We start from the raw sequence: 23,583 nt of genomic DNA, 5'->3' as shown, positions 1-23,583 counted from the left end.
GGCGCTGGTGGTAGGCGATCTCGATGCGCACGTGGTGGCGGGCGCTCATGTCGGCGGGCCGGTCGGCCGGACGGCGCGCGGCGGTCTCGCCGGAGCGCGCGGCGGTGCGGTCGGTGTCGTGCGGCCCGGGGCCGTGCTGGTCCGAAGCGGTCACTGTTCCCTCCCTCGCTCGTTCCTCGCCTGCCGCGCCGCGGCATCCCGGCGGTTGCCGGGACGCAGCACGCCGGTGCGGCGTCTGCCGGTCGCGGCGGGGTTCCCGTCGCGGGTGCCGGGCACGGCGGCCCGGTCTGCGCCGGGCACGGACGGCTCCGCCGTCCACGGGAGACGGGCGAGTCGGAAGCGCACCTTCTGCATCATCACCGGTTGCAACATCATCGGGCCGCCAAGTCTTCCGGGTTCGCGCCATCGTTCGCCTGAACGGGAACGGGCGTCGGGCGGGCAGGCCTGGGGCGGTAGGCCGCCGGGTTCGCGAACCGGGCGGGGTCCGGCTCGCCGCGGCCGCCCGCGGGCGGCGTGGAGCCGAGCGCAAAGCCGTTGCCCGCGTTGGCGGTCCCGGCGTCTGCGGCGGGGGCGCGGAACGCCGAGACGACTCCTGCGGCCTTGTCCTTCGCCCGGATGACGCGATGCGCCACGGAGATGGCGCTGGTCGCGGCTACCGCGACCTTCACGTACGGGCGCAGCACCGGAACGGCGCTCGCAGCGGTGAGCCCGGCCCGCAGGATGCCCTGGTTCTCGGCGACGACCACGGCGACGGCGGTGCCCACGCGCACGGCCCGGGACCGGGGCAGCGCGCTCGCGGCGGAGCCGACCGCCCGCGCCACGCGGTAGCGCACCGGCACCCGCTCGGCGGCGGCGGCCTCGCGCGGCGCGCGGACGAAACGCGGCCGCAGGCGCAGCAGGCCTCGGCGGGTCGTCGTCTCGGGCTGCGGCTCGGACGGTTCCAGTCGCTCGCGGCGCTCGACCGTCTGCACGGGGACGACCGCCACCGGGTCGGTGGCGGCGCGGCGGCGCACCCGCCGCAGCAGCGCCGAGTCGCCGATCGCGTGTTTCGCCTTGGCGGCCAAGGACGACCCGGCAGGGTCCGTCAGCGGCGCGGGCGGGACTGCCGCGTTCACGGCTTTGCCGCGCGATCGGCGCAGCAGCGCCGAGTCGCCGATCGCGTGTTTCGCCTTCGCGATCACCGACCGCGGCTCGCGCTCGCTCGGCGGCGCAGGGGCGAACGCCGCCGGGCGTGCCGCTATCGCGGCGTCCCGGCGTGCCCGGCGCAGGAGCGCCGAGTCGCGGATCGCGTTCCCCGCCAAGGCGATCATTGGCCCGTCAGCTCTTCCAGCTTCGAGCGGTCGGCCGCCGGGGACGCGGCCGCGTACTTCTCCAGGGCCTCGCGGGCCTCGGGCGAGAGCACTTGGGGCACTTCGACGTCGACGGTGACGAGCAGGTCGCCCTTGCCGGGGACGCCGCGGCCCTTGACGCGCAGCACGCGCCCGGTCGGGGTCCCCTCGGGGATCTTCAAGGTCACGGGGCCGTCCAGGGTAGGCACCTTCACCTTCGCGCCCATCGCGGCCTCCGGGAAGGAGACGGGCAGGCGCACGGTGACGTTGTCGCCGTCGCGGGCGAACAGCGGGTGCGTGCGGACGGCGACCTTCACGAGGAGGTCGCCCGCGGGACCGCCGCGTTCGCCGGGCGCGCCGCGCCCGGCCAGGCGGATCGACTGGCCGTCGCCGATGCCCACCGGGACGCGCACGGTGATGACGCGGTCCTTCGTGGTCGCGCCCGTGCCGCCGCAGTCGGCGCACGGGTCGGTGACGACGGTGCCCGTGCCCTCGCACTCGGGGCAGGGCTGGGCGAAGCTGAACGCGCCCTGGTTCTCGGTGACCAGGCCCCGGCCGTTGCAGCGGGGGCAGGTGCTCGGGGCCGTACCGGGCTTCGCGCCCGAGCCGTGGCAGGTCTCGCACTCGCCCGGCGCGCGCATCCGCAGCTCGGTCGTGGTGCCCTTGACCGCGTCGGCGAAGTCGAGCGTGATGTGGGTGCGCAGGTCGTTGCCGCGCTGCGCGCCGCTGCGGCGCCGGTGGGCGCCGCCGCCACCGCCGCCGAACAGGCCGCCGAAGAGGTCGGAGAACCCGCCTGAGCCGCCCGAATTGGCGAACAGGTCCTCGAGGTTGACGCCGCCGCCGCCCGGCATGCCGCCGAAGCCGCCGCGACCCGACTTCATCAGCTGGATCTGGTCGTACTCCTTGCGGGCCTTGTCGTCGTGGAGCACCGAGTAGGCCTCCGAGATGCCCTTGAAGCGCTCCTCGGCGGCCGGGTCCGGGTTGTGGTCGGGGTGGAGCTCGCGCGCGAGCTTGCGGTACGCCCGCTCGATGTCCTTCTTGGAGGCGTCCTGCGGCACGCCGAGTATGGCGTAGAAGTCCTTCTCAAGCCATTCCTGCGATGCCACCGGACGCCTCCTTTACTCGCTCATCGGTAGGGCGGGACCTAGGAGTCCTTGCCGCCCTTGTCCTTCTTCTTCGCCTTGTCGGACCGCTCGTCCTCCGACGGCTCGGCTTCGGCCGCGGGGGCCTCCGCCGGCTCCTCGGACCCGTCGCCCTCGGCCTCGTCGGCTTCCGCCTCCAGGACCTCGGCCTCGGCGACCTCAGGCTCCGCTTCCGCTTCGGCCGCAGGCGCTTCCGAGTCGTCGTCGGCGGGCTCGGCGACCGCCACGAGGGCGGGGCGCAGGAGCTTGTCGCCGAGGCGGTAGCCCGAGCGCATCACGTCGATGCAGGTCGGTCCGTCGACCCCCGGCATCTGCATGTGCGCGACGGCCTCGTGGACCTGCGGGTCGAACGCGTCGCCCTTCGTGCCGAAGGACTCCAGCCCGTGCTTGGCGAGCGCGTTGACCAGCTGTTCGGCCACGGAACCGAAGGGGCCGTTGAGGTCCCCGTGGTCCCGCGCCCGGTCCATGTCGTCGAGCACCGGCAGCAGGCTCTGCAGCACCGCGGCCGTGGCGAGCTCGCCGGAGCGGGCCTTGTCCCGCTCGACGCGCTTGCGGTAGTTCTGGAACTCGGCGGTGATCCGCTGGAGGTCCCGTGTGCGCTCCTCGACCGTGGACTGGAGGACGGCCACCGCGTCGTCGGCGGCCTGCCCGTCGTCCGAAGCGGCCGCGAGGATGTCGTCCACGGTCAGCTCGTCCCCGCCGTTCTCGGCGTCGGGCTGCTGGCTGTCGTCGGCTTCCTTGTTGCCTTCGTCCGTCACTTCTGGTCCTTGTCGTCGTCGACGATCTCGGCGTCGACGATCGTCTCGGAGTCACCGGCCGCGTCAGCGGTCGGCGCGGACGGGGCCTGCGAGCCCTGCTCGGCCTGCGCCGCCGCGTACATCGCCTGACCGGCCTCCTGGCTGACCTTCGACAGCTCCTCGGTGGCGGTCTTGATCGCCTCGATGTCGCTGCCGCCCAGGGCGCCCTTGAGGGAGCCGGTGGCGTCGTTGATGCGGCCCTTGAGGTCCTCGGGGATCTTGTCGCCGTTCTCGGCCAGCAGCTTCTCGGTCTGGTAGACCAGCGACTCGCCCATGTTGCGGGCCTCGGCCTCCTCCTTGCGCTGCCGGTCCTCCTCGGCGTGCTCCTGGGCCTCGGCCATCATCCGCTGGATGTCGTCCTGGGCCAGGCTGGAACCGCCCGAGATGGTCATCGACTGGGCCTTGCCCGTCGCGGAGTCCTTCGCGGAGACGTTCACGATGCCGTTCGCGTCGATGTCGAAGGTGACCTCGATCTGCGGGACGCCGCGCGGCGCCGGCGGCAGGCCGGTGAGCTCGAAGGTGCCGAGCTTCTTGTTGTAGGCCGCGATCTCGCGCTCGCCCTGGAAGACCTGGATGAGCACCGAGGGCTGGTTGTCGTCGGCGGTCGTGAAGACCTCCGAGCGCTTGGTCGGGATCGTCGTGTTGCGCTCGATGAGCTTGGTGAAGATCCCGCCCTTGGTCTCGATGCCGAGGGACAGCGGCGTGACGTCCAGGAGCAGCACGTCCTTGACCTCGCCCTTGAGGACGCCGGCCTGCAGGGTCGCGCCGATCGCGACGACCTCGTCGGGGTTGACGCCCTTGTGCGCGTCACGGCCGATGAGGCGCTTGACCAGGTCGGAGACCGCGGGCATGCGGGTCGAGCCGCCGACGAGGATGACGTGGTCGACCTCGGAGACGTTGATCCCGGCGTCCTTCACGGCCTGCTCGAACGGCTTCTTGCAGCGGTCGAGGAGGTCGGAGGTCATCTGCTCGAACTCGGCGCGCGAGAGCGAGACGTCCAGGTGCAGCGGCCCGTCGGGGCCCGCGGTGATGTACGGCAGGTTGATCGAGGTGTTCATCGCGGACGACAGCTCGATCTTGGCCTTCTCGGCGGCCTCCTTGAGGCGCTGCATGGCCATCTTGTCCTTGGACAGGTCCACGCCGTACTGGCCGTTGAAGGTCTTGACCAGGTGCTGGATGACCCGGTCGTCCCAGTCGTCGCCGCCGAGGTGGTTGTCGCCCGAGGTGGCCTTGACCTGGATGACGCCGTCGGCGATCTCCAGCAGGGACACGTCGAAGGTGCCGCCGCCGAGGTCGAAGACGAGGATGGTCTGCTCGTCCTCGCCCTTGTCGAGGCCGTAGGACAGCGCCGCCGAGGTGGGCTCGTTGATGATGCGCAGGACGTTGAGGCCCGCGATCTCGCCCGCCTCCTTGGTGGCGGTGCGCTGCGCGTCCGAGAAGTAGGCCGGGACGGTGACGACCGCGTCGGTCACGTTCTCGCCCAGGTAGGCCTCGGCGTCGCGCTTGAGCTTCATGAGGATGCGCGCGCTGATCTCCTGCGCGGTGTACGACTTGCCGTCGATGTCGACGGTCCAGTCGGTGCCCATGTAGCGCTTGACGGAGCGGATGGTGCGGTCCGGGTTCGTGACCGCCTGGCGCTTGGCCACTTCGCCGACCAGCACTTCACCGTTCTTCGCGAAAGCGACGATGGACGGGGTGGTCCGCGCCCCCTCAGCGTTGGTGATGACCGTGGCTTCCCCGCCTTCGAGGACGCTGACCACGGAGTTCGTCGTGCCGAGGTCGATACCGACCGCACGTGCCATGTTGATCTCCTGACGTAGTCGAACAGATGTCTCCGAGTCCGGAGACCAGTCTCTGTCTCAAGCGGCCGGGCGGGAACCCCGAACCAAGTTGAGCCGGATAGACTCAATGTTCGAACGACAGGTTTCGGCTGTCAAGCCGATCTCGGGAATTGTGATGAATCGCACGAAAGTTGAGTCGGGTCGACTCAACTCTGCGACCGGTGGGGCTAGCGGGCTCCGGCGGGGGCCTCGCCCGCGGCTTCGCAGCACTCGGTGAGGAGGTCGTCGGCGATCTTCCACGTGTCGCACGGCCAGGCCTGCTTGCACGAGGCGCAGTCGATGCCGAGCAACTGCTCGGGCAGGTGGTCGCGCCACATCGCCGAGGCGAGCGACCAGCCGGTGATCTCGGTGATCCCCAGGGGCGCATCGAGCGGCGGCGGCTGCTCCAGGGAGAAGAGCTTCGAGGGGCCCTCGCGGCGGGAGCGGCGCGAGCGGGCCGGGATCGGCACCACCATCGACGGCGAGTCGACCGGGGCGGCGACGGATTCCGCGGTGTGGCGCGAGCGGCGGGGCGGCGGCGTGCGCTCCTGGCGCGGCAGGCCGCGGCCCGTCTCCGGCGCGTCGGCGTCGTGCGGCGCCTGCCTCGCTGAATGCTGCATGCTCACGCTATCCCCTCATTCGCCTTCGCTTCCGTGCACTGCGTACGCCTCTTACCGGATTAACGGTCGAGCGGGCCGCGAGGACACGGGTATGAGCACTCGGCACTCTAGTCCGTCCGAGACGGATAGGTACAGAGGCGAACTCGCGAGACATTCCGGATCACACGCAACACGAATTTCACTTGTGTTTCGGCGTTTGCATTCGGGCGGCCGCGGAGTAGCCTGGTGCGCATCGCCCCGGAAATCGCGCGGCACGCGAACTATTGGGCGGCAAGCGTTTCGGCGTACGGCCGGAGGGCTCGGACCGCGCTCTCCAAGAAGCGTAACGGAAGCCGCACTCTGCGGTGCATATCCTGGTTGAGCTGGCATTACAGGTTTGTGACGGACCCGAAGACTGGATTAACTTTGGGTTACCATGCCCGTTTTGCCGGAAAACGTCCCAATCACGTGTGGCATCATGGGATCATGCAGTCTCCTTCTGAAGAAGTACAATGGACGGTTGACGGTGGATTGATCACTCCCTACTTCGAGATCAAGACCACCTTCAACCGCAGCGCCGGATCAGAGCAGCTGACCGAGCACGTCTACATCTACGGCCTCGAACTCCAGGGCGACGGCGAGATCGCCATGCGGTTCCGCCCCGAGCACCGCCACCAGCACGCCGAGGCCTCGCTCACCATCCGCGTCGACGAGTCCAACTGGATCAAGACCGGCGCCGAATACCTTGGGGGCCAGCACCTCGTCTCCACCGTGACCACGCGCGAGCACACCAACTGGTCCCTGTCTCCTGTGGACACCGAGGCCGACGAGATCTGGCTGCGGCTCATCCGCGCCGGAGGCACCGTCACCGTCGCCCACGCCGACGACGGCGTCGACTACACCACGATCGCCTCCACCTACCTCCCCGGCGGCGTCCCGGTCATGGCCGGCATCGCCAGCGCCCGCCCCGTCTCCGAGAGCTTCTGGGACGCCGCGCAGGACCTCGACATCGACGTCGACTAGCTGCTGAACCTCTTGCAGCGCACTGGCGGTGGGGCCAGGAAGCGCTGAGCATAGAGGTCGGGCCCGGTGGCGATCCCCTCGGACCCGACCTGTGTGCTCAGCTTGAGACCCCAACGGGTGCAGGCATGAAGGCAGGAGAACGGCGCGGCCGGAAGCTGATGCAACCGATCGCGCCGTTCAGTGCGTATTGAGGTGTGCGGCGCCCGGTTTGGTCACCGGGCGCCGCTTCACGGGTCTACTCGAAGAGCGAGGCGTAGGTCTGGAAGGCCGTCGCGACCTCGACCTGGTGCCAGTACCGGTGGTACTGGAACTCCGGCGCGGGGCCGGTGCAGCCGCCGTCGATGTACGCCTGGACCTGGTCCCAGCCCTCGAACTCCTTCATGAAGGAGCGGGTCTCGATGAACGTGACCCCGTTCTCCAGCACGTCGCCGTTCGGCATGGTGCCGGTGAAGCCCGGCGGGATGTAGACCTCGTCGCCGAAGCGGCAGTAGTCCGCCCGGCCCTCGGTCTGCGTCACGCCGACGCCGTCGTTGACCGCCCAGAGGCCGTCGAGCAGGTTCGCGGCCGCCGTCTGCGAGGCCGTGTCGCCGCTGGCGGCGGCGTGGTACGACAGGATCTTGGCGAACGCGCCGGCCACGCCCGGGTCCTTGGACATGGTCAGCACCGAGGCGGACAGGCCCGCCCCCGGCTCGCCGTTCCACTCCAGGTCGCCCGGCAGGCTGTAGTCGGTCGCGCTGATCTCGGACTCCGAGAGCGCCCAGGCGACCCACTTGTCGAGCATGTCGCAGGCCCGGGTGTCACCGGTCTCGTAGCAGTACTGCGCGACGCGGTCCATGCCCCAGACCTGGAAGCCGAACCAGCGGTTCGACGGCGGGTCGTGCCACACGGGCTGCTCGTCGTAGTACAGGCCGTTGTGCTCGGCGGTGGTGGTGGGGTTGCCGTAGTTGCCGCCCCAGTTGTTGGTCGCGCCGCCCGCGATGGCGCCCGCTCCCTGCGACCCGGCCGGGACCTGGAGCCACTCCAGGAAGTCCAGCTGGGCGTCGAGGCTCTTGGCCCAGTCGTCGTCAGCGGTCGGCGAGTCCGGCGCGAGGCCGCCCTCGGAGAGCGCGTACGCCGCCATGAGGTTCTGGTAGCCCTGGTGGACGCCGGAGCCGCCGATGCGGAAGGACCAGTCGCCGTTCATGCCGGCGCCCCAGGAGTAGTACCAGGAGAGCAGGTAGTGGAACGAGGACTTGCCGGTGCCGTCGGGGCAGGTGCTGATGCCGATGCAGTCGCCCGCGATCTGCTTGAAGTACTTGTCCGCGAAGGCGTACCGGAGGTAGTCGCCCATCTTGGACGCGTTGTCCAGCGATCCGGAGATCTGGCTCTGGGCGCCCTGCTCGGTGGCCCACTTCTGGGCCATCCACGCGACCTGGACGGCGCGCGCGTCGGCGTCGGGGGCGGCGGTGTAGCGCTCCTGCTGGGAGTACTGCGAGTCGCCGACGAACAGCGGGAGGAAGCCGTTCGGCCCGCCGAAGTCGAAGGTCTCGCAGGACGGGTGCGCCACGGTCTCCCAGGTCGACTCCTGGGAGCCGCGCTGGAAGGTGTTCATGTACGCCGGCTCGGTGGTGCCGTCGCCGCACTCGCCGAAGCCGTAGGCGTTGTCGACGTCCAGGATCCAGTGCATCCCGTACATGCGGTTGTTGCCGTAGGTGTTGCGCAGTTCGGCGCCGAGCGGGTCGTCGCCGACGGGCGCGTTGAAGTCCAGCTGCGTCGGGTAGTCCGTGACGTCGTCCGATTCGGGCGCGTACGAGGCCGGCGAGCTGGGGTTGTAGTTGGTCGGGTTGAGGTCGGGGATCGCGTACGTCTCGGCGGTCTCCCAGGCCTGGTTGTACCCGGACCAGTCGCCCGTGACCTGGCCGTAGGCCGCTTCGAGCCACATCTGGTAGCTCAGGGCCTCGGAGGTGGTCTCGTGGCCGTAGTCCGGCGCCTCGACGATGAGCTCCTCCACCGAGTGGTAGGGGACGCCCGTCTGGTGCAGGTACGGGGAGTCCGTGCCCGCCAGCTGGTCGTACATCGCGAGGAAGCGCTCCTCGTTCTCCGTGACCTCGCCGATGTCGGCGATGCTGACGACGACCTGGAGCGGGTCGAAGCCGGGGGACGAGACGGTGAACGTCGCCGAGTCGCCCGGAGCCGCGTTCGCGGCGGCGGCGAAGGTGACCGGCTTGGTGTTGGTGTCGCCCGCGGCGAAGCTGAGCGAGCCGCCCGAGGCCACCGAGATGGCGGTCGAGCCGGAGGTGCGCGCGGTGGTGACGGTGGCCGCGGCGTTGGTGGCGGCCGAGAAGCCGACGTCGATCGCGGCGGTCCCGCCCGCGTCGACCACGACGTTGGCGCGGGAGACCTCGAGCTCGGGGTCGACGGGGATGACGGGCCCGCCGCAGGTCTCGCCGTTGACCTTGACGCCGGTGGGGGCCGTGGCCGAACCGGATCCGATGAAGCCGAAGACCTCCCTGGTCTGGCCGGACGCGACGGTGCCGTTCCAGCCGACGTCGCCGCCCTTGAAGGTGGTGCCGCTCTGGCTCCAGTCGACGTTCCACGCGCTGGAGACCGTGGTCCCGGCGGGGAACTGCCATTCGAGGTCCCAGCCGTTGAGACCGGCGGTGCCGCCCGTGAGGGAGACGTTGGCCTGGAAGCCCGAGCCCCAGGTGGAGACCACGTTGTACTTGAAATCGCCGCAGGTCGGATTGGCGAAGGCCTGGGGGGCGGCCACCGCCGCGAAGGTGCCGACGAGGGCGATCGGCAGCGTCACCGCGGCGGCGGTGCGCCATCGGCGTCTTGCGCGCCGCGGCGGGGCCAGGTTGTCGAGATCCATTTGGCTAACTCCTGTGGGTGGTGTGTCCGATTTCCGTGGGAGCGCTCATGCCGGGATGGTCGCCTTCGAACCGCACGAGTGGAACGAAACGGACCGCTTTGCGGAAGCGCTCCCAAGTCATGCTGCCAAGTTTCCGGCCCGAATGTCAATACATTGACATCTCTAAATTTCTACTTGGACCGGGACATACACCCCCGATTGGCAAACATTTTTCCAGCTCACGAGCTTGTTTCCAGATGATCACAGTTATAGATCTGCGACCTTCGATTTCCTGGCCGTGGGCGGCGCTGTAACAAGCGAGTAACGACCCTCACACCCGGGCTTGCGTTGTGGAACACGCTCCCGTATGGTTCTGGTATCGCTCCCAAGGGCGATCGCCTCGGCGGTTTCAGTCGCGGGCCGCCGTGCACCCACGGCGGCCCGCACCTCCTCCGCCTAGGGCGCCAAGGCAAGACGAGTCCCTCAACCCCTCTGGAAAACGCAAGGCGCCGCCGAGGCGCTCGGAAGGAACCAGCAAAGATGCATCTCCTCAATCGCAGGCACGGCAAGACGGCCCTGGCGGCCGCGGCCGCCGGCGCGCTCGCCCTCTCCGCCGCCGCGTGCGGCGGCAGCGGCGACGGCGGCGACGACTCCACCGGCGAAGACGGCAAGATCAAGCTCACCGTCTCCGTGTTCGGCACCTTCGGCTACACCGAGGCCGGACTCGAAGCCGAGTACGAGGCCGCCAACCCCAACATCGACGTGGTCATCGAAGGCGACGGCGTCAACTTCGAGCAGGAGTTCCGTCCCGCTCTCCAGACCGCGCTCGAGACCGGCTCCGGCGCCGGCGACGTCGTCGGCATCGACGAGCAGGGCGTCACCCAGCTCTTCGCCGACTCCTCGCACTGGTACGACCTCGCCGAGTACGACGCCCGCTCCGCCGACTACGTCCAGTGGAAGTGGGACCTCGGCAAGTCCGAGGACGGCACCCTCGTCGGCTTCGGCACCGATGTCGGCGGCATGGCCATGTGCTACCGCACCGACCTCTTCGAGGCCGCCGGCCTCCCCACCGACCGCACCGAGCTCGCCGCCGCATGGTCCACCTGGGACGGCTTCAAGACCGTCGCCCAGCAGTTCGTCGACGCCGACACCGGCGCCGCGTTCCTGGACGGCCCCACCCAGCTGCAGAACATGCTCCTCGGCCAGCTCGCCGGCCAGGGCGACGGCGCCATGTACGTCGACGCCGAAGGCGAACTGACCCTCGACTCCGCCGCGGCCACCGAATCGGTGAACACCGTGCTCGAACTCCAGGAGATGGGCGCCATCGGCAACTTCGCCTCCTGGACCGACGAGTGGAACGCCGGCATGGTCGAAGGCGGCTACGCCGTCATGCCGTGCCCCGGCTGGATGGCCGGCGGCGTCATCGAGCCCACCTCCGGCCCGGACAACGCCGGCAAGTGGGACATGGCGGCGGCCCCCGGCCTCGCCGGCAACTGGGGCGGCTCCTGGCTGGGCGTCCCCTCGCAGTCCGAGCACCCGGAGGAGGCCGCCGCGCTGGCCGCGTGGCTGACCGCCCCCGAGCAGCAGATCAAGGTCTTCGAGGCCGTCGGCAACTTCCCGTCCTCGCCGGTGGCGCAGGCGGACCCGCGCGTCGCCGACAAGACCAACCCGTACTTCAACGACGCCCCGGTCGGCCAGATCATCGCCGCGTCGGTGCAGAACTTCCCGGCCCTGACCTACTCCTACTACCACCCGCCGGTGAAGGGCGCGGTCGAAGGCGTCCTCAACGGCGTCGCCGACGGCACCTTCAAGGCTGAAGACGCCTGGAGCGAGATCGAGTCCGCCGCCACCGAAGCGGTCGAACTCGCCAGCGCCGGCATGTAGCCCCCGGCGGCCCGGCCCGGCGGAACCTGCCTCCGCCGGGCCGGGCCGAAGGTCCGGTCCCTGCCAGCCAGGGCCCCCGGATCCAGTGCCGCCCAGCGAGGACCGGCGCCGAACGCCTCCCAGCATCCGTTCGGCGCGACCCCCCAGGACCCGGTCCTCCAGGCGGCACCGTGTCGGCCCGCCGCGCCCCAACCCGCGGCGGGCCGGCTCCCCGAATCCGTCCGTCCCGCCCCTGCGGCACCGTCCCCGCAGGCCGTCCCGGCGAACGGCACGCAAGCGCACACAGGCGGTCGGCCCGGCGGGCCAACGCCGCGACCGTCCCAAGGAAGGCCTCATGACCACCCGCAACGCCGCACCGCGCCTCACCTGGCGGGAGAAGCTCAACCGAGCCGACGCCAAGGCCATGCCCTACGCGCTGGTGTCCCCGTACTTCATCCTCTTCGCCGTCTTCGGCATCTTCCCCATGGCGTACACGCTGTACGCCTCGCTCCACGCGTGGAAGCTGGGGAGCCAGACCAAGGAGTTCGTGGGGCTCGACAACTACGAGTTCCTGCTGACCACGTACGACCGGTTCAACTGGTCCGTGGTGAACACCCTCGGCATGTTCCTCATCGCCACCGTGCCGCAGATCGTGTGCGCGCTCATGGTCGCCAACGCGCTGAACAAGATGATCAAGCGGGCGATGCTGTGGCGGATGCTCATCCTCGCCCCCATCGTGACCTCGGTGGTCGCCGTCGGCGTCATCTTCGCGCGCATCTGGGGCACCGAGTACGGCATGGTGAACGGCGCGCTCGAGCTCGTCGGGCTCGACGGGATCGACTGGCAGACCGGGCGGTTCTCGTCCTGGTTCGCCGTGTCGTCCATGGTGGACTGGCGGTGGATGGGGTACAACTCCCTGATCTTCCTGGCGGCCATGCAGACCATCCCGCGCAACCTCTACGAGGCCGCCACGGTGGACGGCGCGACGCCCCGGCAGCAGTTCTGGAAGATCACCATCCCCCAGCTCAAGCCCATCCTCATCTTCACGGTCTTCGTGTCCTCCGTCGGCGGCATGACCCTCTTCGTCGAACCGATGATGTTCGGCGGCGGGCGGCTCGACGGCGGGGCCGACGGCCAGTTCCAGACCACCGCGATGGTCCTCGTCGACATCCTGCGCACCCACGGCAACTACGGCATCTCCGCCGCCGTCGGCTGGCTCCTGTTCATCGTCATCGGGATCGTCGCCGGCATCAACTTCCTCGTCGTCAACCGCATCCAGGGGAACAAATGAGCACCGCCACCGCGCCCCGCGAGACCGCCGCCGCCCCCCGGCCGCCGAAGGCGCCCAAGCCCAAGCGCAGCACCGCGACCCACAACCCGTCGGGCGGGATCCTCGCGCCGACGATGCTCACCCGGATCGGCCTCATCGCCGTCGCGGCCCTGTCGATCTTCCCGCTGTACTGGATGGTCGTCATCGCCTCGCGGACCACCACGGACGCCTCCGGGTTCCCCCCGGCGCTCCTGCCGGGCGGCAACCTCGGCGAGCACATCCAGGAGGCCCTCACCAACCCCGAGGCGAACCTCCTGCTGGGCCTGCGGAACTCGCTCATCATCACCGGCACCGTCACGCTCTCGGTCGTGCTCATCTCGACCCTCGCCGGGTTCGCGTTCGCGAAGCTCAGGTTCCGCGGCTCCAAGGTCCTCATGGCCACCGTGCTGTTCTCCATGATGGTGCCGCTCCAGCAGCTGGGCATCGTGCCGCTGTACATGGTCATGGTCGAGCTCGAACTGCTCGACACGCTCACGGCCGTGATCCTGCCGTTCCTCATCAACGGGTTCGGGATCTTCCTCATGCGCCAGTACGTCGAGCAGTCGGTGCCCGACGAGATCATCGAGGCCGCCCGCATCGACGGCGCCACCACGCTCGGGATCTGGTGGCGCATCGTGCTCCCCGCCCTGCGCCCGGCGATGGTCGTGCTCGGCCTGCTGACGTTCATGCTCACCTGGAACGAGTTCCTCTGGCCCTTCATGGTGCTCAGCGACGAGAACCCCACGGTCCAGCTCGCCATCCGCCAGATCTCCACCGCCACCTGGGCGGCGGACCTCTCGATGGTGTTCACCGGCACCCTGATCTCGATCATTCCCATTGCGATCCTGTTCGTCGTGTTCGGGCGGCAGATCGTGCACGGCATCATGGAAGGTTCTGGCAAGTGACAACCAACGAAACCGAAACAGCCGCGCTCGCGGCCCGGTTCCCGACCGGGTTCACCTGGGGCGCGGCGACCTCCTCCTACCAGGTGGAGGGGTCCACGGGCGCCGACGGGCGCGGCCCGTCCATCTGGGACGCGTTCGTCAACGAGCCCGGCCGGGTCGTCGACGGCTCCAACGGCGACACCGCGATCGACTCCTACCGGTCCATACCCGAGGACGTCGCCACCATCAAGGCCCTCGGCCTCAACGCCTACCGGTTCTCGCTGTCGTGGCCCCGGATCTGCCCCGACGGCTCGAGCCGGGTCAACGAGGCGGGGCTCGCCTACTACTCCAACCTCGTCGACGCCCTCCTCGCCGAGGGCATCACCCCGTGGATCACCCTGTACCACTGGGACCTCCCGCAAGCCCTCGAAGACGCCGGCGGGTGGCCCGTGCGGGCCACCGCCGAGCGCTTCGGCGAGTTCGCGCAGATCGCGCACGCGGCGCTGGGCGACCGCGTCAAGCACTGGATCACCGTCAACGAGCCGTGGTGCTCCGCGTTCCTGGGCTACGCCTCCGGCGAGCACGCCCCCGGGCGGCGCGAGCCGGCCGCGTCCATCGCCGCAGCCCACCACCTCATGCTCGGCCACGGCCTCGCCGCGCGCGCCATCAAGGCCGCCGACCCCGAGGCCACCGTCAGCGTCGGCCTGAACTTCTACCCGATCCACGCCGCCACCGACACGCCTGTCGACCTCGACGCCGCCCGCCGCATCGACGGCGTCCAGAACCGCTGGTTCACCGACGCGGCGCTCCTGGGGGCCTACCCCGAGGACATCGTCGAGGACTTCAAGGCGATCAGCGACTTCGCGTTCGTCGAGGACGGCGACATGGAGGTCATCAACGCCCCCGTGGACGTCTTGTCGGTGAACTACTACAGCCGGTTCACCGTTACCGGTAACGGGGGCGCGACCTCGGCTTCCGCCGCCCCCACGGGCGCCGGATCGGCGTGGCCGGCCAACGAGCACATCGGGTTCGTCTCCTCCGGGCTGCCCGTCACCGACATGGGCTGGGAGATCGACCCGGGCGGGCTCACCGAGATCCTCACGCGCCTCCACGCCGCCTACCCGGGCGTGGACCTCGCCATCACCGAGAACGGCTCGGCGTTCCCCGACAAGATCGAGGACGGCGAGATCCACGACCCCGAGCGGCAGGAGTACGCGCAGGCGCACCTGGCCGCGTGCGCCGACGCCGTCGCCGCCGGCGTCCCGCTCGTCGGGTATTTCGCCTGGTCGCTGGCTGACAACTTCGAGTGGGCCTGGGGCTACACGAAGCGGTTCGGACTGGTGTACGTCGATTTCGAGACCGGCGAGCGCACGGTCAAGGACTCCGGGCGCTGGTACGGCGACCTGGTGCGGCGTGCCCGTACGAACCGTGAGGCAGAATAGACCAACACAAACGTTGCCCGAGGTGATGCACGATGACCGAGACCCAGCTTGAGGCGCCCGGCGAGCCCTTGAAGAGCGAACGCCGCCGCCGTTCCGGCGGCCGGCCGACCCTCGACACCGTCGCCCGCCACGCGGGCGTCGGCCGGGGCACGGTCTCGCGCGTCATCAACGGCTCCCCGAAAGTCGCCGAGGACACCAGGGCGGCGGTCCTGGCCGCGATCAAGGAGCTGGGGTACGTCCCCAACCAGGCGGCCAGGACCCTCGTCACCCAGCGCACGGACACCGTCGCGCTCGTGGTGACGGAGTCGCAGGAGTGGTTGTGGTCGGAGCCGTTCTTCGCGGGGGTGCTGCGCGGGATCACCGAGCAGCTCGCCGAGGAGAACATGCGGCTCATGCTCACCTTCGCCCCGCGCGACGGCAGCCGGGCCGACCTCGAGTCGTACCTGCTCGGGCAGCACGTCGACGGCGTCATGATGGTCTCGAGCCACTCCGGCGACCCGCTGCCGGAGCGGCTCGAGGACGCCGGCATCCCGATCGTCCTCTGCGGCACGCCCGCCGGGTTCCGCCCCATCGCGTACGTCGACTGCGACAACCGCTCGGGCGCGCGCCAGGCGGTGGAGTACCTCGCCGAGAAGGGCCACAAGCGGATCGGCCTCATCGCCGGGCCGCAGGACATGGCCGTCGGCGTCGACCGCCTCTCCGGCTACCGCGACGGCCTGCGCGGCCACCGCCTCCCCGTGGAGGAATCCCTCGTCTCGGTCGCCGAAGGCTTCGACGAGGCCAGCGGCATCAAGGCCGCACGGCACCTCTTCGACACCGCCGGGGTCCTCGACGCGGTCTTCGCCCACTCCGACCCCCTCGCGATCGCGACGCTCCGCGTCGCCCGCGAGCGCGGCATCCGCGTGCCCGAGGACCTCGCCCTCGTCGGCTTCGACGACTCCCCCCTCGCCGAAGTGGCCGAGCCGCCCCTCACCACGGTCCACCAGCCGACCGAGACCATGGGCCGCGAGATGGCCCGCCTCCTCTGCGGCCGCATCCGCGGCGAGGAGGCCGGCCCCCTCGTCACCATCCTCGGCACCCGCATCGTGGTCCGCGAATCCGCTTAGACCCCATACGAAAAGGGCCCGGCTTCAGAAGAAGCCGGGCCCTTTCGCCTTGCCTGTCAGGCGATGTACTTCCCGGTCCAGCTCGAAGTGCTGATCTGCGGACGGGACGAGTACCCGCCCGCACCGTTGCCCCGGTACAGGAACAGGGCGCCGTCGCTCTTGCGGCGCGCGATCCAGTCCTCGTGGCCGTCGTGGTCGTAGTCGCCGACCGCGGCCAGCGAGTCGTACGACGCCCAGCCGCAGCTCATCTTCACCCTGGACTTCAGGGTGCCGTTGCCGTTGCCGCCGTAGAAGTAAAGGCAGTTGTCGGCGGCGCGGATCGCGAGCAGGTCTGCGTGGCCGTCGTGGTCGAGGTCGCCGGGCGCGGTGATGTCACGCATCCCGTTCCAACCCGAGCCGATCTTGGTCCGGGCGCCGAAGGTCCCGTCGCCTCGGCCAGGATAGAACCACAGGTACCCGGTGGACTTCTCCCGGGCGAAGAGGTCGATCTCACCGTCGCCGTTGTAGTCGTGCCCGGAGGCGATGGCGCTCATGGAGTTCCAGCCGGATCCGACCGTGATCCGCGGTTCGTCCCCGAAGCCCCCGTTGCCGGGGTACACGTACAGGACGCCGGTGGAGCCCTTGCGGGCGAGGAGGTCGCTGTAGCCGTCGCCGGTGAGGTCCCCGGCGGTCTCCAGGAGGCTCCAGCCAGAGCCGGACATCGGGTTCATCCAAGCGCTGTCGAGCTTGCCGGTGTCGCCGATGAAGTAGGTGTAGATGGTGTTGGTACCGGGATCGCGGACTACGACCTCCGAGCTGCCGTCGCCCTGGTGGTCGTAGGTCCAGTCGTCCACGACGGCAGGCAGCCGCATCTTGTTCCAGCCGCCGCCGACCACGGTGCGCGCGTAGAGGTCACCGTTTGTGGGGTTGAAGGACCTGATCTCGAGACTGCGGGTCTTCCCGTTGACCGCCAAGAGGTCCCAGTATCCGTCGCCGTCGTAGTCGCCGGTCCCGGCGACCTGGTCGAACCGGAGGCCGAGGTCGGAGTCCGAGAGGTTCCAGCCGAGGTGGTCGTAGTCGTCGACGTCGAAACCTCCCTTGCCGTCGCCCAGGTAAACCACGTACGCACTGTCTCCAGGACTGTGTGCGAGGAGGTCGTCGTGGCCGTCGCGGTTGAGGTCGCCGAACGTGGTGATGGAGTCGTGGGTGTCCCACATCTGCATCCAGCTGAAGGCGGGCGCCGTGCGGGAGCCGAAGGTACCGTCGCCGCGGCCGGGGTAGAAGAGGATCCTCCGGTCGGAGTGGCGCAGCGCCATGAGGTCGGTCTTGCCGTCCTCGTTGTAGTCGCCCGCGGAGGCGAACGAGACCATGCTGTTCCAGCCGGGACCGACCGTGATGCGGGACCCGAGGCCTCCGGTGCCGTTGCCCGGGTAGGTGTACAGGACGCCGGTCTTCGCGTTGCGGGCGAGCAGGTCGGCCTTGCCGTCGCCGGTGAGGTCGCCGGACATGACGATGTCCATCTTCCCCCACCCGTAGCCGAGGGAGACCGCGGTCTTGAAGGTGCCGTCGCCCTTGCCCGCGTAGAACATCAGGTACCCGTCGGACTTGCGCACCGCCATGAGGTCCTGGTGGCCGTCGCCGTTGTAGTCGTTGCGGGAATGGGTGGCCTCGATGTAGTAGGCCTCCCTGGAAGTGATGTTGCCGGCCTTGTCCTGGACTCGCACGTCGATCCGGGTCTCCAAGTCCTGCAACGGGATCGCGAAGGTAACGACGCTGCCCTCGTTGATCGTTTTGGAGAGGTCCGGAGTGCCGTTCCAGCTGTCGACGACGACCGTCAGGGCGTTCACTCCGTCGGGGAAGCCCGCGTCGGACACGGCGACTTCGACGGTCGCCGACCCGCCGATGTAGCCGGTGCCCGAAACGGTCGACACGTCGAGCAAGTCCGGGGTGACGGTGTCGATGACGGTGTGGCAGGTCTTGGTGCTGTTCAGGCCCGGTTCGGTCGAGACGAACTCGTAGCGGGTCTCGTAGTGCCCGTCGGGCAGGCCGGGGACGCTGACCGTGGGGACGGCCGTGCCGGTGAGCTCGGTCGGACCGGACGATGCCACGGTCTTGCCGGTGCCGCGGTTCACGACCTCGGCCGCCCACGTGAAGGAGTGGCCGAACAGCTCGGGGCGCCAGACTTTGGCGGTGAAGCCGCCGTAGGAGAGCCCTGAGGAGCGGGTGAAGCCCGGAGCGTCCGCGCTGGTGCTGCAGACGGGCGAGGGCGCCCGGAAGTAGTCGACCGAGAAGTACGCGTCGAGGCGGGCGGAGCCGCCGTCGAAGCGGGCGGTCTCGGCGCCGCCCGGCATCGCGAGGGTCAGGAACTGGCTCCAGGTACTGGCGGCGACGCCGGACACGTCGTACACGGCGGTCCCGTCCTGGCAGGTCCCGGCGATGAGGTCGGTGCTCAAGGGCACCCGGTAGTTCCAGGAGCGCCCTGGCGTGTAGATCGACGAGGCGCGGTACAGGTCCGGAGCGACACATGCGGCTCCGTCCGCCGCGTCGACCCGGAAGGTCGCCGACTTCGCGGTGAAGGCGAGCCAGTTCGCGTCGGCGGGGGCCAGCCGGCTGAGCAGCGGCGACCAGAACGCCCAGTAGGAGGCGGCCTCGGCGGTGCCCGTGCAGGAGGGGTCGGCGAGGGCGTCGCAGTAGGCGCCCGCGACCGCGGTCGCCGACTGTCCGGCGGCCGTGAAGTAGGGCTGGTCGAGCCCGGCTTCGCCGCGGTAGACGGAGAGGTCGGGGTGGGCGGAGGTGGCCGAGCCCCAGGACGTCGCGCCCGGACCGAGGTCGGTGAAGGCCGTCGTGAGGGTGAGCGGGTACGCGGCGTCGCCGAGCGCGCTGTCAGGAAGGGTCACCGTGAGTGCGCCGCCGTCGCCGAGAGCGAGGCCGGCGCGATAGGCGGTCCCGTCCGCGTCGCGCACGGTAAAGGGCGAGGAGAGGTCGTAGCCGGTCGTACGGCCGGCGTCGTCGGTCTCGTAGGCGAGGATCGTGTTCTGCCCGATCCGCGGCGCTTCCGCACCTCGGCGGGTCACCGTCAGCCCCGTGTCGAGGGCGTCCCATGCCGTGGCGTCCGCGATGGCGAACGTGAGCTCGACGGCCGTGGCGGTGGACTCGGCGGTGAGGACGAGACCGGGTGCCAGCTCGCCGTATTCCGCGACGCTCCCGGAGTGAGCCGGGACCGGCTGGACGCCGACCCAGTCGATGAAAGCGGCCTCGGTCCGCAGGAGCGGCGCCGCGGTGTCGGTGCCGCTGAGGGCGATCGGCCACTCGGTGCCGACCGGGACGAGAGTGCCGGACGACGCGGTGAGGGTCGCGTCCGCGGGGCCGTGCGAGCCGTTGCCCTGCACGGGGTCCGCGGTGCCCACGTAGTGGAGCTGCCCGGCGGGGGTGGCGTACACCGTCGCGAAGGGGGTGGCGCGGCTCGCGATGCGGACCTCCACGCCGCAGGCGACCGCGGTTTCGAGGGCGGCTTCGAGCCCGTCGGCGATCGGGTCGGCGCCGAGGGCGGCGCAGTCGGTGCCGGTCGGGGCGTCCTGCGCTCCGGCCGCGCCGGGGTATGCGATCAGCGCTGCGCCGAAGACCACGGCGGTGGCGGCGGCGATCCGTTCGAGGAGGCGGCCCCGGGCGGGGATGCGGTTCATTCAGGTGTCCTGTGGGTGCAGAGGGGGATCGGGCATTGAGGCGAATCGGGGCATGAAACGCGCACTTTACGTGAGCGAATGATCGCGTTACGGAGTATAAGCAGGTCATGGTGACGAGTCCACAGCGGATTCCTTCGGGCCTGAGCGGCCTTCGTGCGAGCCCCGCCCGGCGCAGGGCACCGGGCGGGGCTCAGCGGTCCGCTAGGCGAGGTGGCTCATCGCGTTCCAGCCGGAGGCCCCGATCTCACGGCGGGACGCGTAGCCGCCCGCGCCGTCGCCGAGGTACAGGAACAGCTTGCCGTCGGACTTGCGTCGCGCGACCCAGTCGGTGCGCCCGTCGCTGTCGAAGTCGCCGACGGAAGCGACCTGGTCGTAGCCGATCCAGTTGCAGGACTTCTTGACTCTGGGCTTCAAGGTGCCGTCGCCGCGTCCCGCATAGAAGTACATGCAGTTGTCGGCGGCGCGGATCGCGAGGAGGTCGGGGTGCCCGTCGTGGTCGAGGTCCCCGGCCGCCGTGATGTCGCGCATCCCGTTCCAGCCCGTGCCGATGCTCGCCCGGGTGCCGAAGGAGCCGTTGCCCCGGCCCGGGTAGAACCAGAGGTTGCCGGTCGACTTCTCACGCGCGAAGAGGTCGGCCTTCCCGTCGTTGTTGAAGTCGTGCCCGGCGGCGACGGCGCTCATGGCGTTCCAGCCCGTGCCGACCCGGATGCGGCGGCTGTAGTCGAACTCCCCTTGCCCGGTACCGGGCATGACGTAGAGCGTCCCGGTCGAAGCGGCCCGGGTGAGCAGGTCGGGGATGCCGTCGCCGTTCAGGTCGCCTGCGGTCTCGACGAGGTCCATGCCCGTCATCGGGGTCCCCCATTCGATGCGGGGACCGAAACCGCCGGACCCGTTGCCGGTGTAGACGTACACCGCTCCGGTGCTCGCCCGCCGGGCGACGAGGTCCGGGGTGGCGTTCCCGTTGTAGTCGTGGGTCCGGTCGACGGCGACGCCCGGGAGTCGGTTCCCGCCCCATCCGGTCGCGAGGACGCGGCGCGGGAGGACCGGGTTGCCGAGGGCGTCGAACGAGTGCGCGACCAGGCTGCCGGTCATCGCGTCGACCGCGAAGACCTCCTTGGTGCCGTTCCCGTCGTAATCGCCGGCGGCGACGACCTCGTTGTACTGGAACGTGCTCATGCTGCCGGACTCGAACACGTCGGTGACCCGCTCGCGGGCGCCCAGCCTGCCGTCGCCCAGCCCCGGGTAGAGGAAGTACTCGCCCTCGGACTGGCTCCTCGCCAGCAGATCGGCGGTGGCGCCGTGGCCGGAGACGACGGTGAGCGTGTCCATGTCGCCCCAGCCGGATCCGAGCGCGGTCCGGGCGCCGAACCTGCCGTCGCCCAGCCCGGGGTAGAAGTAGAGCTTCCCGTCGAGCCTGCCGGTGGCGTAGAGGTCGTTCCTGCCGTCGCCGTTGAAGTCGCCGCCGGACGTGAAGACGCCCATCCGGTTCCAGCCGGAACCGACGGTGATGCGCGCGCCGAAGCCGCCGGACCCGTTGCCCGGGTAGGTGTACATGTAGCCGGACTTGGTGTCGCGGGCGAGCAGGTCGGGCTTGCCGTCGCCGGTGAGGTCGCCGGACATGGCGAGGTCCGTGCCGCCCCAGCCGGTGCCCTTGGAGACCCCGGTTGCGAACGTCCCGTCTCCCTTGCCCGCGTAGTACATCAGCGCGCCGTCGGACTGGCGGACCGCGAACAGGTCCTGGTGTCGGTCGCCGTTGTAGTCCCAGCCGTTGCGGCCCGCGACGATCTGGATCTCCTCGCTGTAGACGTTATGGGTCGCGAAGCCGTCGTACATCTGCAGCATCCAGGAGTTGGCGCCCTCGGTGTAGATCTCCATCTCGAAGGTCACCGTGGTCGTGTCAGTGAGGACCACTTCCTCGGGCTGGCAGTCGTCGGACCCGAGGCACCAGATCGTCAGTTTGCTGACCCCGTTGGGGAAGCCGGCGTCGGCGACGGTGACCTCGACCGGGACGACGTCGCCGACGAAGTGCGGGCCGGGCGGCACGGTGATGTCGACGAATTCGGGCTTCTGCGTGTTCACGAGGTAGTGGCAGCTGAACCGCTCGACCACGGTTCCCGCGCTGTCGCGGAACTCGTATTTCACCTCGTGCCTTCCGTCGTCCACAGGGAACGACGACGACGGCGCCTTTCCGGCCACCACCTCAGCCGGTTCCGACGAGACGACGGGATCGCTGCCGACGAGGGTCGCGGTCCAGGTGAAGTGCTGCTCCACCAGGTCCGGCCGCCACAGGTTCGCGGTGAAGCCGCCGTATCCGAGCTCCGACCAGTACCGGTTCAGCGGGTATGCGGCTGTGCCGCAGCCGCCGGACATGTAGAAGTCGTACGCGCGGATGTCGAAGTAGACGTCGAGTCGGGCGGACTCGCCGTCGAAGCGCGCGGTCTGCGCGCTCTCAGGCATCCCGAGCCCGTAGGGCGGGTGGTCGCTGAAGGCCTCGCCGATCCCCGTGATCGCGCTCGAGACGTCGTAGGTGGCCGTGCCGCCCTCGCAGGTCCCGGTCATCGCGGTCCCGCTGAGCGGGCGCTTGGCCCACAGCGTGCTGGGAAAGAGCGAGGCAGTTGCGCGCAGTTCCGGTGCGACGCAGTCGGTTCCCTCGGCCGCGTCGACTCGGAACACGGCGGAGTCGGTGACGAACCTGAAGGAGAAGCTGGAACTCGGCTCGTCGCCCGGGTTCGCCAGCAGGGGGAGCCAGAAGTTCCAGTACGAGGCGGCCTGGGCGGGGGCCGCGCACTCGGGGTCGGTCACCTTGTCGCAATAGGGGCCGACGACGGCGTCGCCGCTTTCACCTCCCGCTTCGAAATACGGGGTGTCCAGTCCGCCTTCGCCGCGGAGCAGGTTCTGGTCGGGCGACGAGGAGGTGACCGAGCCCCAGTCGTTCACGGCCCGGTTGCGCTGAGTCCACTGTGTGGAGAGGGTCAGCGGGTATGCGGCGTTAGCAACGGTGCCTTCGGGAAGGGTGAGCGTCAGCATGCGGTCGCTGCCGATGGCAGGTGTGACCGGGGTGATGGTTCCCTCGGCGTCCCGGACGGTGAGCGGGGTGGTCCAGTTCTGGTCACTGGTGTAGTCCCCGTTGTCGTGCCACCCTTGCAGGATGCCTCGCCCGGCGGTGAGCCCGCTGGTCGCGATCCCGGTGTCGAGGGCGTCCCAGGCCTCCGCGCTGTCCGCGGTGAAACGCAGCCCGGCGGAGGAGACGCCGACTTCGACGGTGAGGTCGAGGCCGGGCGCGAGCTCGTCGTACACGGCGGTCGCGCCGGAATAGGCCGGCACTGGAACGGTCCCGGTCCAGTCCAGCTCGGTGTACTCGGTCGCGAAGAGCGGCGCGTCGGCATCGTCGTACCGGAGCGTGAACGGCGTGCCCGACAGGGTCTGCGCGAGGGTTCCAGAGCCGAGCGTCAGCGTCGGGTCGGGGACGCCGACGTCCTGGAGCTGCTGGACCGCACCGGAGGTCGCGACCAGGTGGATCTGGCCTTCGGGGGTGGCGTACACGGTCTCGTAAGGGCCGGAACGGGACTGCACGCGGATTTCGACCCCGCATTCCTGCGCGAGTTCGAGGGCGGCGGTGATGCCGGCTGCCATCGGGTCGGTGCCGGGGGCCGGGCATGCGCCGGTGTCCTGGGCGGCCGCGGTGTGCGGGGCCGCGATGAGGGCGGCACCGAGGACCGTGGTGGTGGCTGCGGCGATCCGCTTGAGGAGGCGGACCCGGGAGGGGATTCGGTTCATT

14 protein-coding genes are annotated in these 23,583 nt (G+C 69.9%); 6 read left to right on the top strand and 8 right to left on the bottom strand.

Annotated features, from left to right (window positions below):
* Positions 1 to 371 precede the first annotated feature (371 nt).
* From ACGGCP_RS02370 to ACGGCP_RS02350, 5 genes are all read right to left on the bottom strand, one after another.
* Complete coding sequence (locus tag ACGGCP_RS02370) at positions 372 to 1,310, bottom strand: hypothetical protein (protein ID WP_392959903.1); 939 nt, start codon at positions 1,308 to 1,310, stop codon at positions 372 to 374.
* Positions 1,307 to 2,434: a molecular chaperone DnaJ gene (dnaJ, locus tag ACGGCP_RS02365; protein WP_392959902.1), complete on the bottom strand. Its 1,128-nt coding sequence runs from the start codon at positions 2,432 to 2,434 to the stop codon at positions 1,307 to 1,309. The genes ACGGCP_RS02370 and dnaJ overlap by 4 nt, the downstream gene beginning before the upstream one ends.
* A 38-nt stretch (positions 2,435 to 2,472) precedes the next feature.
* Positions 2,473 to 3,228: a nucleotide exchange factor GrpE gene (gene grpE / locus ACGGCP_RS02360; protein WP_392959899.1), complete on the bottom strand. Its 756-nt coding sequence runs from the start codon at positions 3,226 to 3,228 to the stop codon at positions 2,473 to 2,475.
* Positions 3,225 to 5,069: a molecular chaperone DnaK gene (gene dnaK, locus ACGGCP_RS02355; RefSeq protein WP_392959897.1), complete on the bottom strand. Its 1,845-nt coding sequence runs from the start codon at positions 5,067 to 5,069 to the stop codon at positions 3,225 to 3,227. The genes grpE and dnaK overlap by 4 nt, the downstream gene beginning before the upstream one ends.
* Before the next feature lie 206 nt (positions 5,070 to 5,275).
* The gene (locus ACGGCP_RS02350) at positions 5,276 to 5,713 is read right to left on the bottom strand and encodes a hypothetical protein (protein WP_392959894.1); all 438 of its coding nucleotides are present in this window, start codon (positions 5,711 to 5,713) and stop codon (positions 5,276 to 5,278) included.
* Between the two features lie 504 nt (positions 5,714 to 6,217).
* Here ACGGCP_RS02350 and ACGGCP_RS02345 point away from each other — a divergent pair.
* Entirely contained in the window at positions 6,218 to 6,709 is a 492-nt protein-coding gene (locus tag ACGGCP_RS02345; RefSeq protein WP_392959892.1) for a DUF1349 domain-containing protein, read from the top strand.
* A 235-nt stretch (positions 6,710 to 6,944) separates the two neighbouring features.
* Here ACGGCP_RS02345 and ACGGCP_RS02340 read toward each other — a convergent pair whose 3' ends face one another.
* Complete coding sequence (locus ACGGCP_RS02340; RefSeq protein WP_392959889.1) at positions 6,945 to 9,560, bottom strand: glycoside hydrolase family 48 protein; 2,616 nt, start codon at positions 9,558 to 9,560, stop codon at positions 6,945 to 6,947.
* A gap of 519 nt (positions 9,561 to 10,079) precedes the next feature.
* Between ACGGCP_RS02340 and ACGGCP_RS02335 the strand changes: the two genes are divergently transcribed.
* From ACGGCP_RS02335 to ACGGCP_RS02315, 5 genes are all read left to right on the top strand, one after another.
* A complete protein-coding gene (locus ACGGCP_RS02335) occupies positions 10,080 to 11,423 on the top strand; it encodes an ABC transporter substrate-binding protein (RefSeq protein ID WP_392959887.1) in 1,344 nt (447 codons plus the stop codon).
* Between the two features lie 334 nt (positions 11,424 to 11,757).
* The gene (locus ACGGCP_RS02330) at positions 11,758 to 12,693 is read left to right on the top strand and encodes a carbohydrate ABC transporter permease (RefSeq protein ID WP_392959884.1); all 936 of its coding nucleotides are present in this window, start codon (positions 11,758 to 11,760) and stop codon (positions 12,691 to 12,693) included.
* Positions 12,690 to 13,616: a carbohydrate ABC transporter permease gene (locus ACGGCP_RS02325; protein ID WP_392959881.1), complete on the top strand. Its 927-nt coding sequence runs from the start codon at positions 12,690 to 12,692 to the stop codon at positions 13,614 to 13,616. Before ACGGCP_RS02330 ends, ACGGCP_RS02325 begins: the two co-directional genes overlap by 4 nt.
* Positions 13,613 to 15,037: a GH1 family beta-glucosidase gene (locus ACGGCP_RS02320; protein ID WP_392959879.1), complete on the top strand. Its 1,425-nt coding sequence runs from the start codon at positions 13,613 to 13,615 to the stop codon at positions 15,035 to 15,037. Before ACGGCP_RS02325 ends, ACGGCP_RS02320 begins: the two co-directional genes overlap by 4 nt.
* 32 nt (positions 15,038 to 15,069) lie before the next feature.
* Entirely contained in the window at positions 15,070 to 16,143 is a 1,074-nt protein-coding gene (locus ACGGCP_RS02315) for a LacI family DNA-binding transcriptional regulator (RefSeq protein WP_392959876.1), read from the top strand.
* A 56-nt stretch (positions 16,144 to 16,199) separates the two neighbouring features.
* On the opposite strand, the gene ACGGCP_RS02310 is transcribed toward ACGGCP_RS02315, so the two are convergent.
* Positions 16,200 to 19,805, bottom strand: a complete 3,606-nt coding sequence (locus tag ACGGCP_RS02310) for an FG-GAP repeat domain-containing protein (protein WP_392959873.1) — start codon at positions 19,803 to 19,805, stop codon at positions 16,200 to 16,202.
* Positions 19,806 to 20,006: 201 nt separating this feature from the next.
* Positions 20,007 to 23,582 (bottom strand): FG-GAP repeat domain-containing protein, encoded by a 3,576-nt coding sequence (locus ACGGCP_RS02305; protein ID WP_392959871.1) that lies wholly within the window; start codon positions 23,580 to 23,582, stop codon positions 20,007 to 20,009.
* Between the last annotated feature and the right edge of the window lies 1 nt (position 23,583).

Source organism: Glycomyces sp. NPDC048151 (assembly GCF_043202775.1).
Taxonomy (GTDB): domain Bacteria; phylum Actinomycetota; class Actinomycetes; order Mycobacteriales; family Micromonosporaceae; genus Glycomyces.
Note: the sequence above shows the minus strand (reverse complement) of the source record. Positions and strands in the feature narration are given on the sequence as shown.

Bases quoted from the DNA above. Each gene is read 5' to 3' on its own strand.
- ACGGCP_RS02325 (WP_392959881.1), top strand. From the start codon at position 12,690: ATGAGCACCGCCACCGCGCCCCGCGAGACCGCCGCCGCCCCCCGGCCG.
- ACGGCP_RS02305 (WP_392959871.1), bottom strand. From the start codon at position 23,582: ATGAACCGAATCCCCTCCCGGGTCCGCCTCCTCAAGCGGATCGCCGCA.
- ACGGCP_RS02315 (WP_392959876.1), top strand. From the start codon at position 15,070: ATGACCGAGACCCAGCTTGAGGCGCCCGGCGAGCCCTTGAAGAGCGAA.
- dnaK (WP_392959897.1), bottom strand. From the start codon at position 5,069: ATGGCACGTGCGGTCGGTATCGACCTCGGCACGACGAACTCCGTGGTC.
- ACGGCP_RS02340 (WP_392959889.1), bottom strand. From the start codon at position 9,560: ATGGATCTCGACAACCTGGCCCCGCCGCGGCGCGCAAGACGCCGATGG.
- ACGGCP_RS02330 (WP_392959884.1), top strand. From the start codon at position 11,758: ATGACCACCCGCAACGCCGCACCGCGCCTCACCTGGCGGGAGAAGCTC.
- ACGGCP_RS02370 (WP_392959903.1), bottom strand. From the start codon at position 1,310: ATGATCGCCTTGGCGGGGAACGCGATCCGCGACTCGGCGCTCCTGCGC.
- ACGGCP_RS02335 (WP_392959887.1), top strand. From the start codon at position 10,080: ATGCATCTCCTCAATCGCAGGCACGGCAAGACGGCCCTGGCGGCCGCG.
- ACGGCP_RS02310 (WP_392959873.1), bottom strand. From the start codon at position 19,805: ATGAACCGCATCCCCGCCCGGGGCCGCCTCCTCGAACGGATCGCCGCC.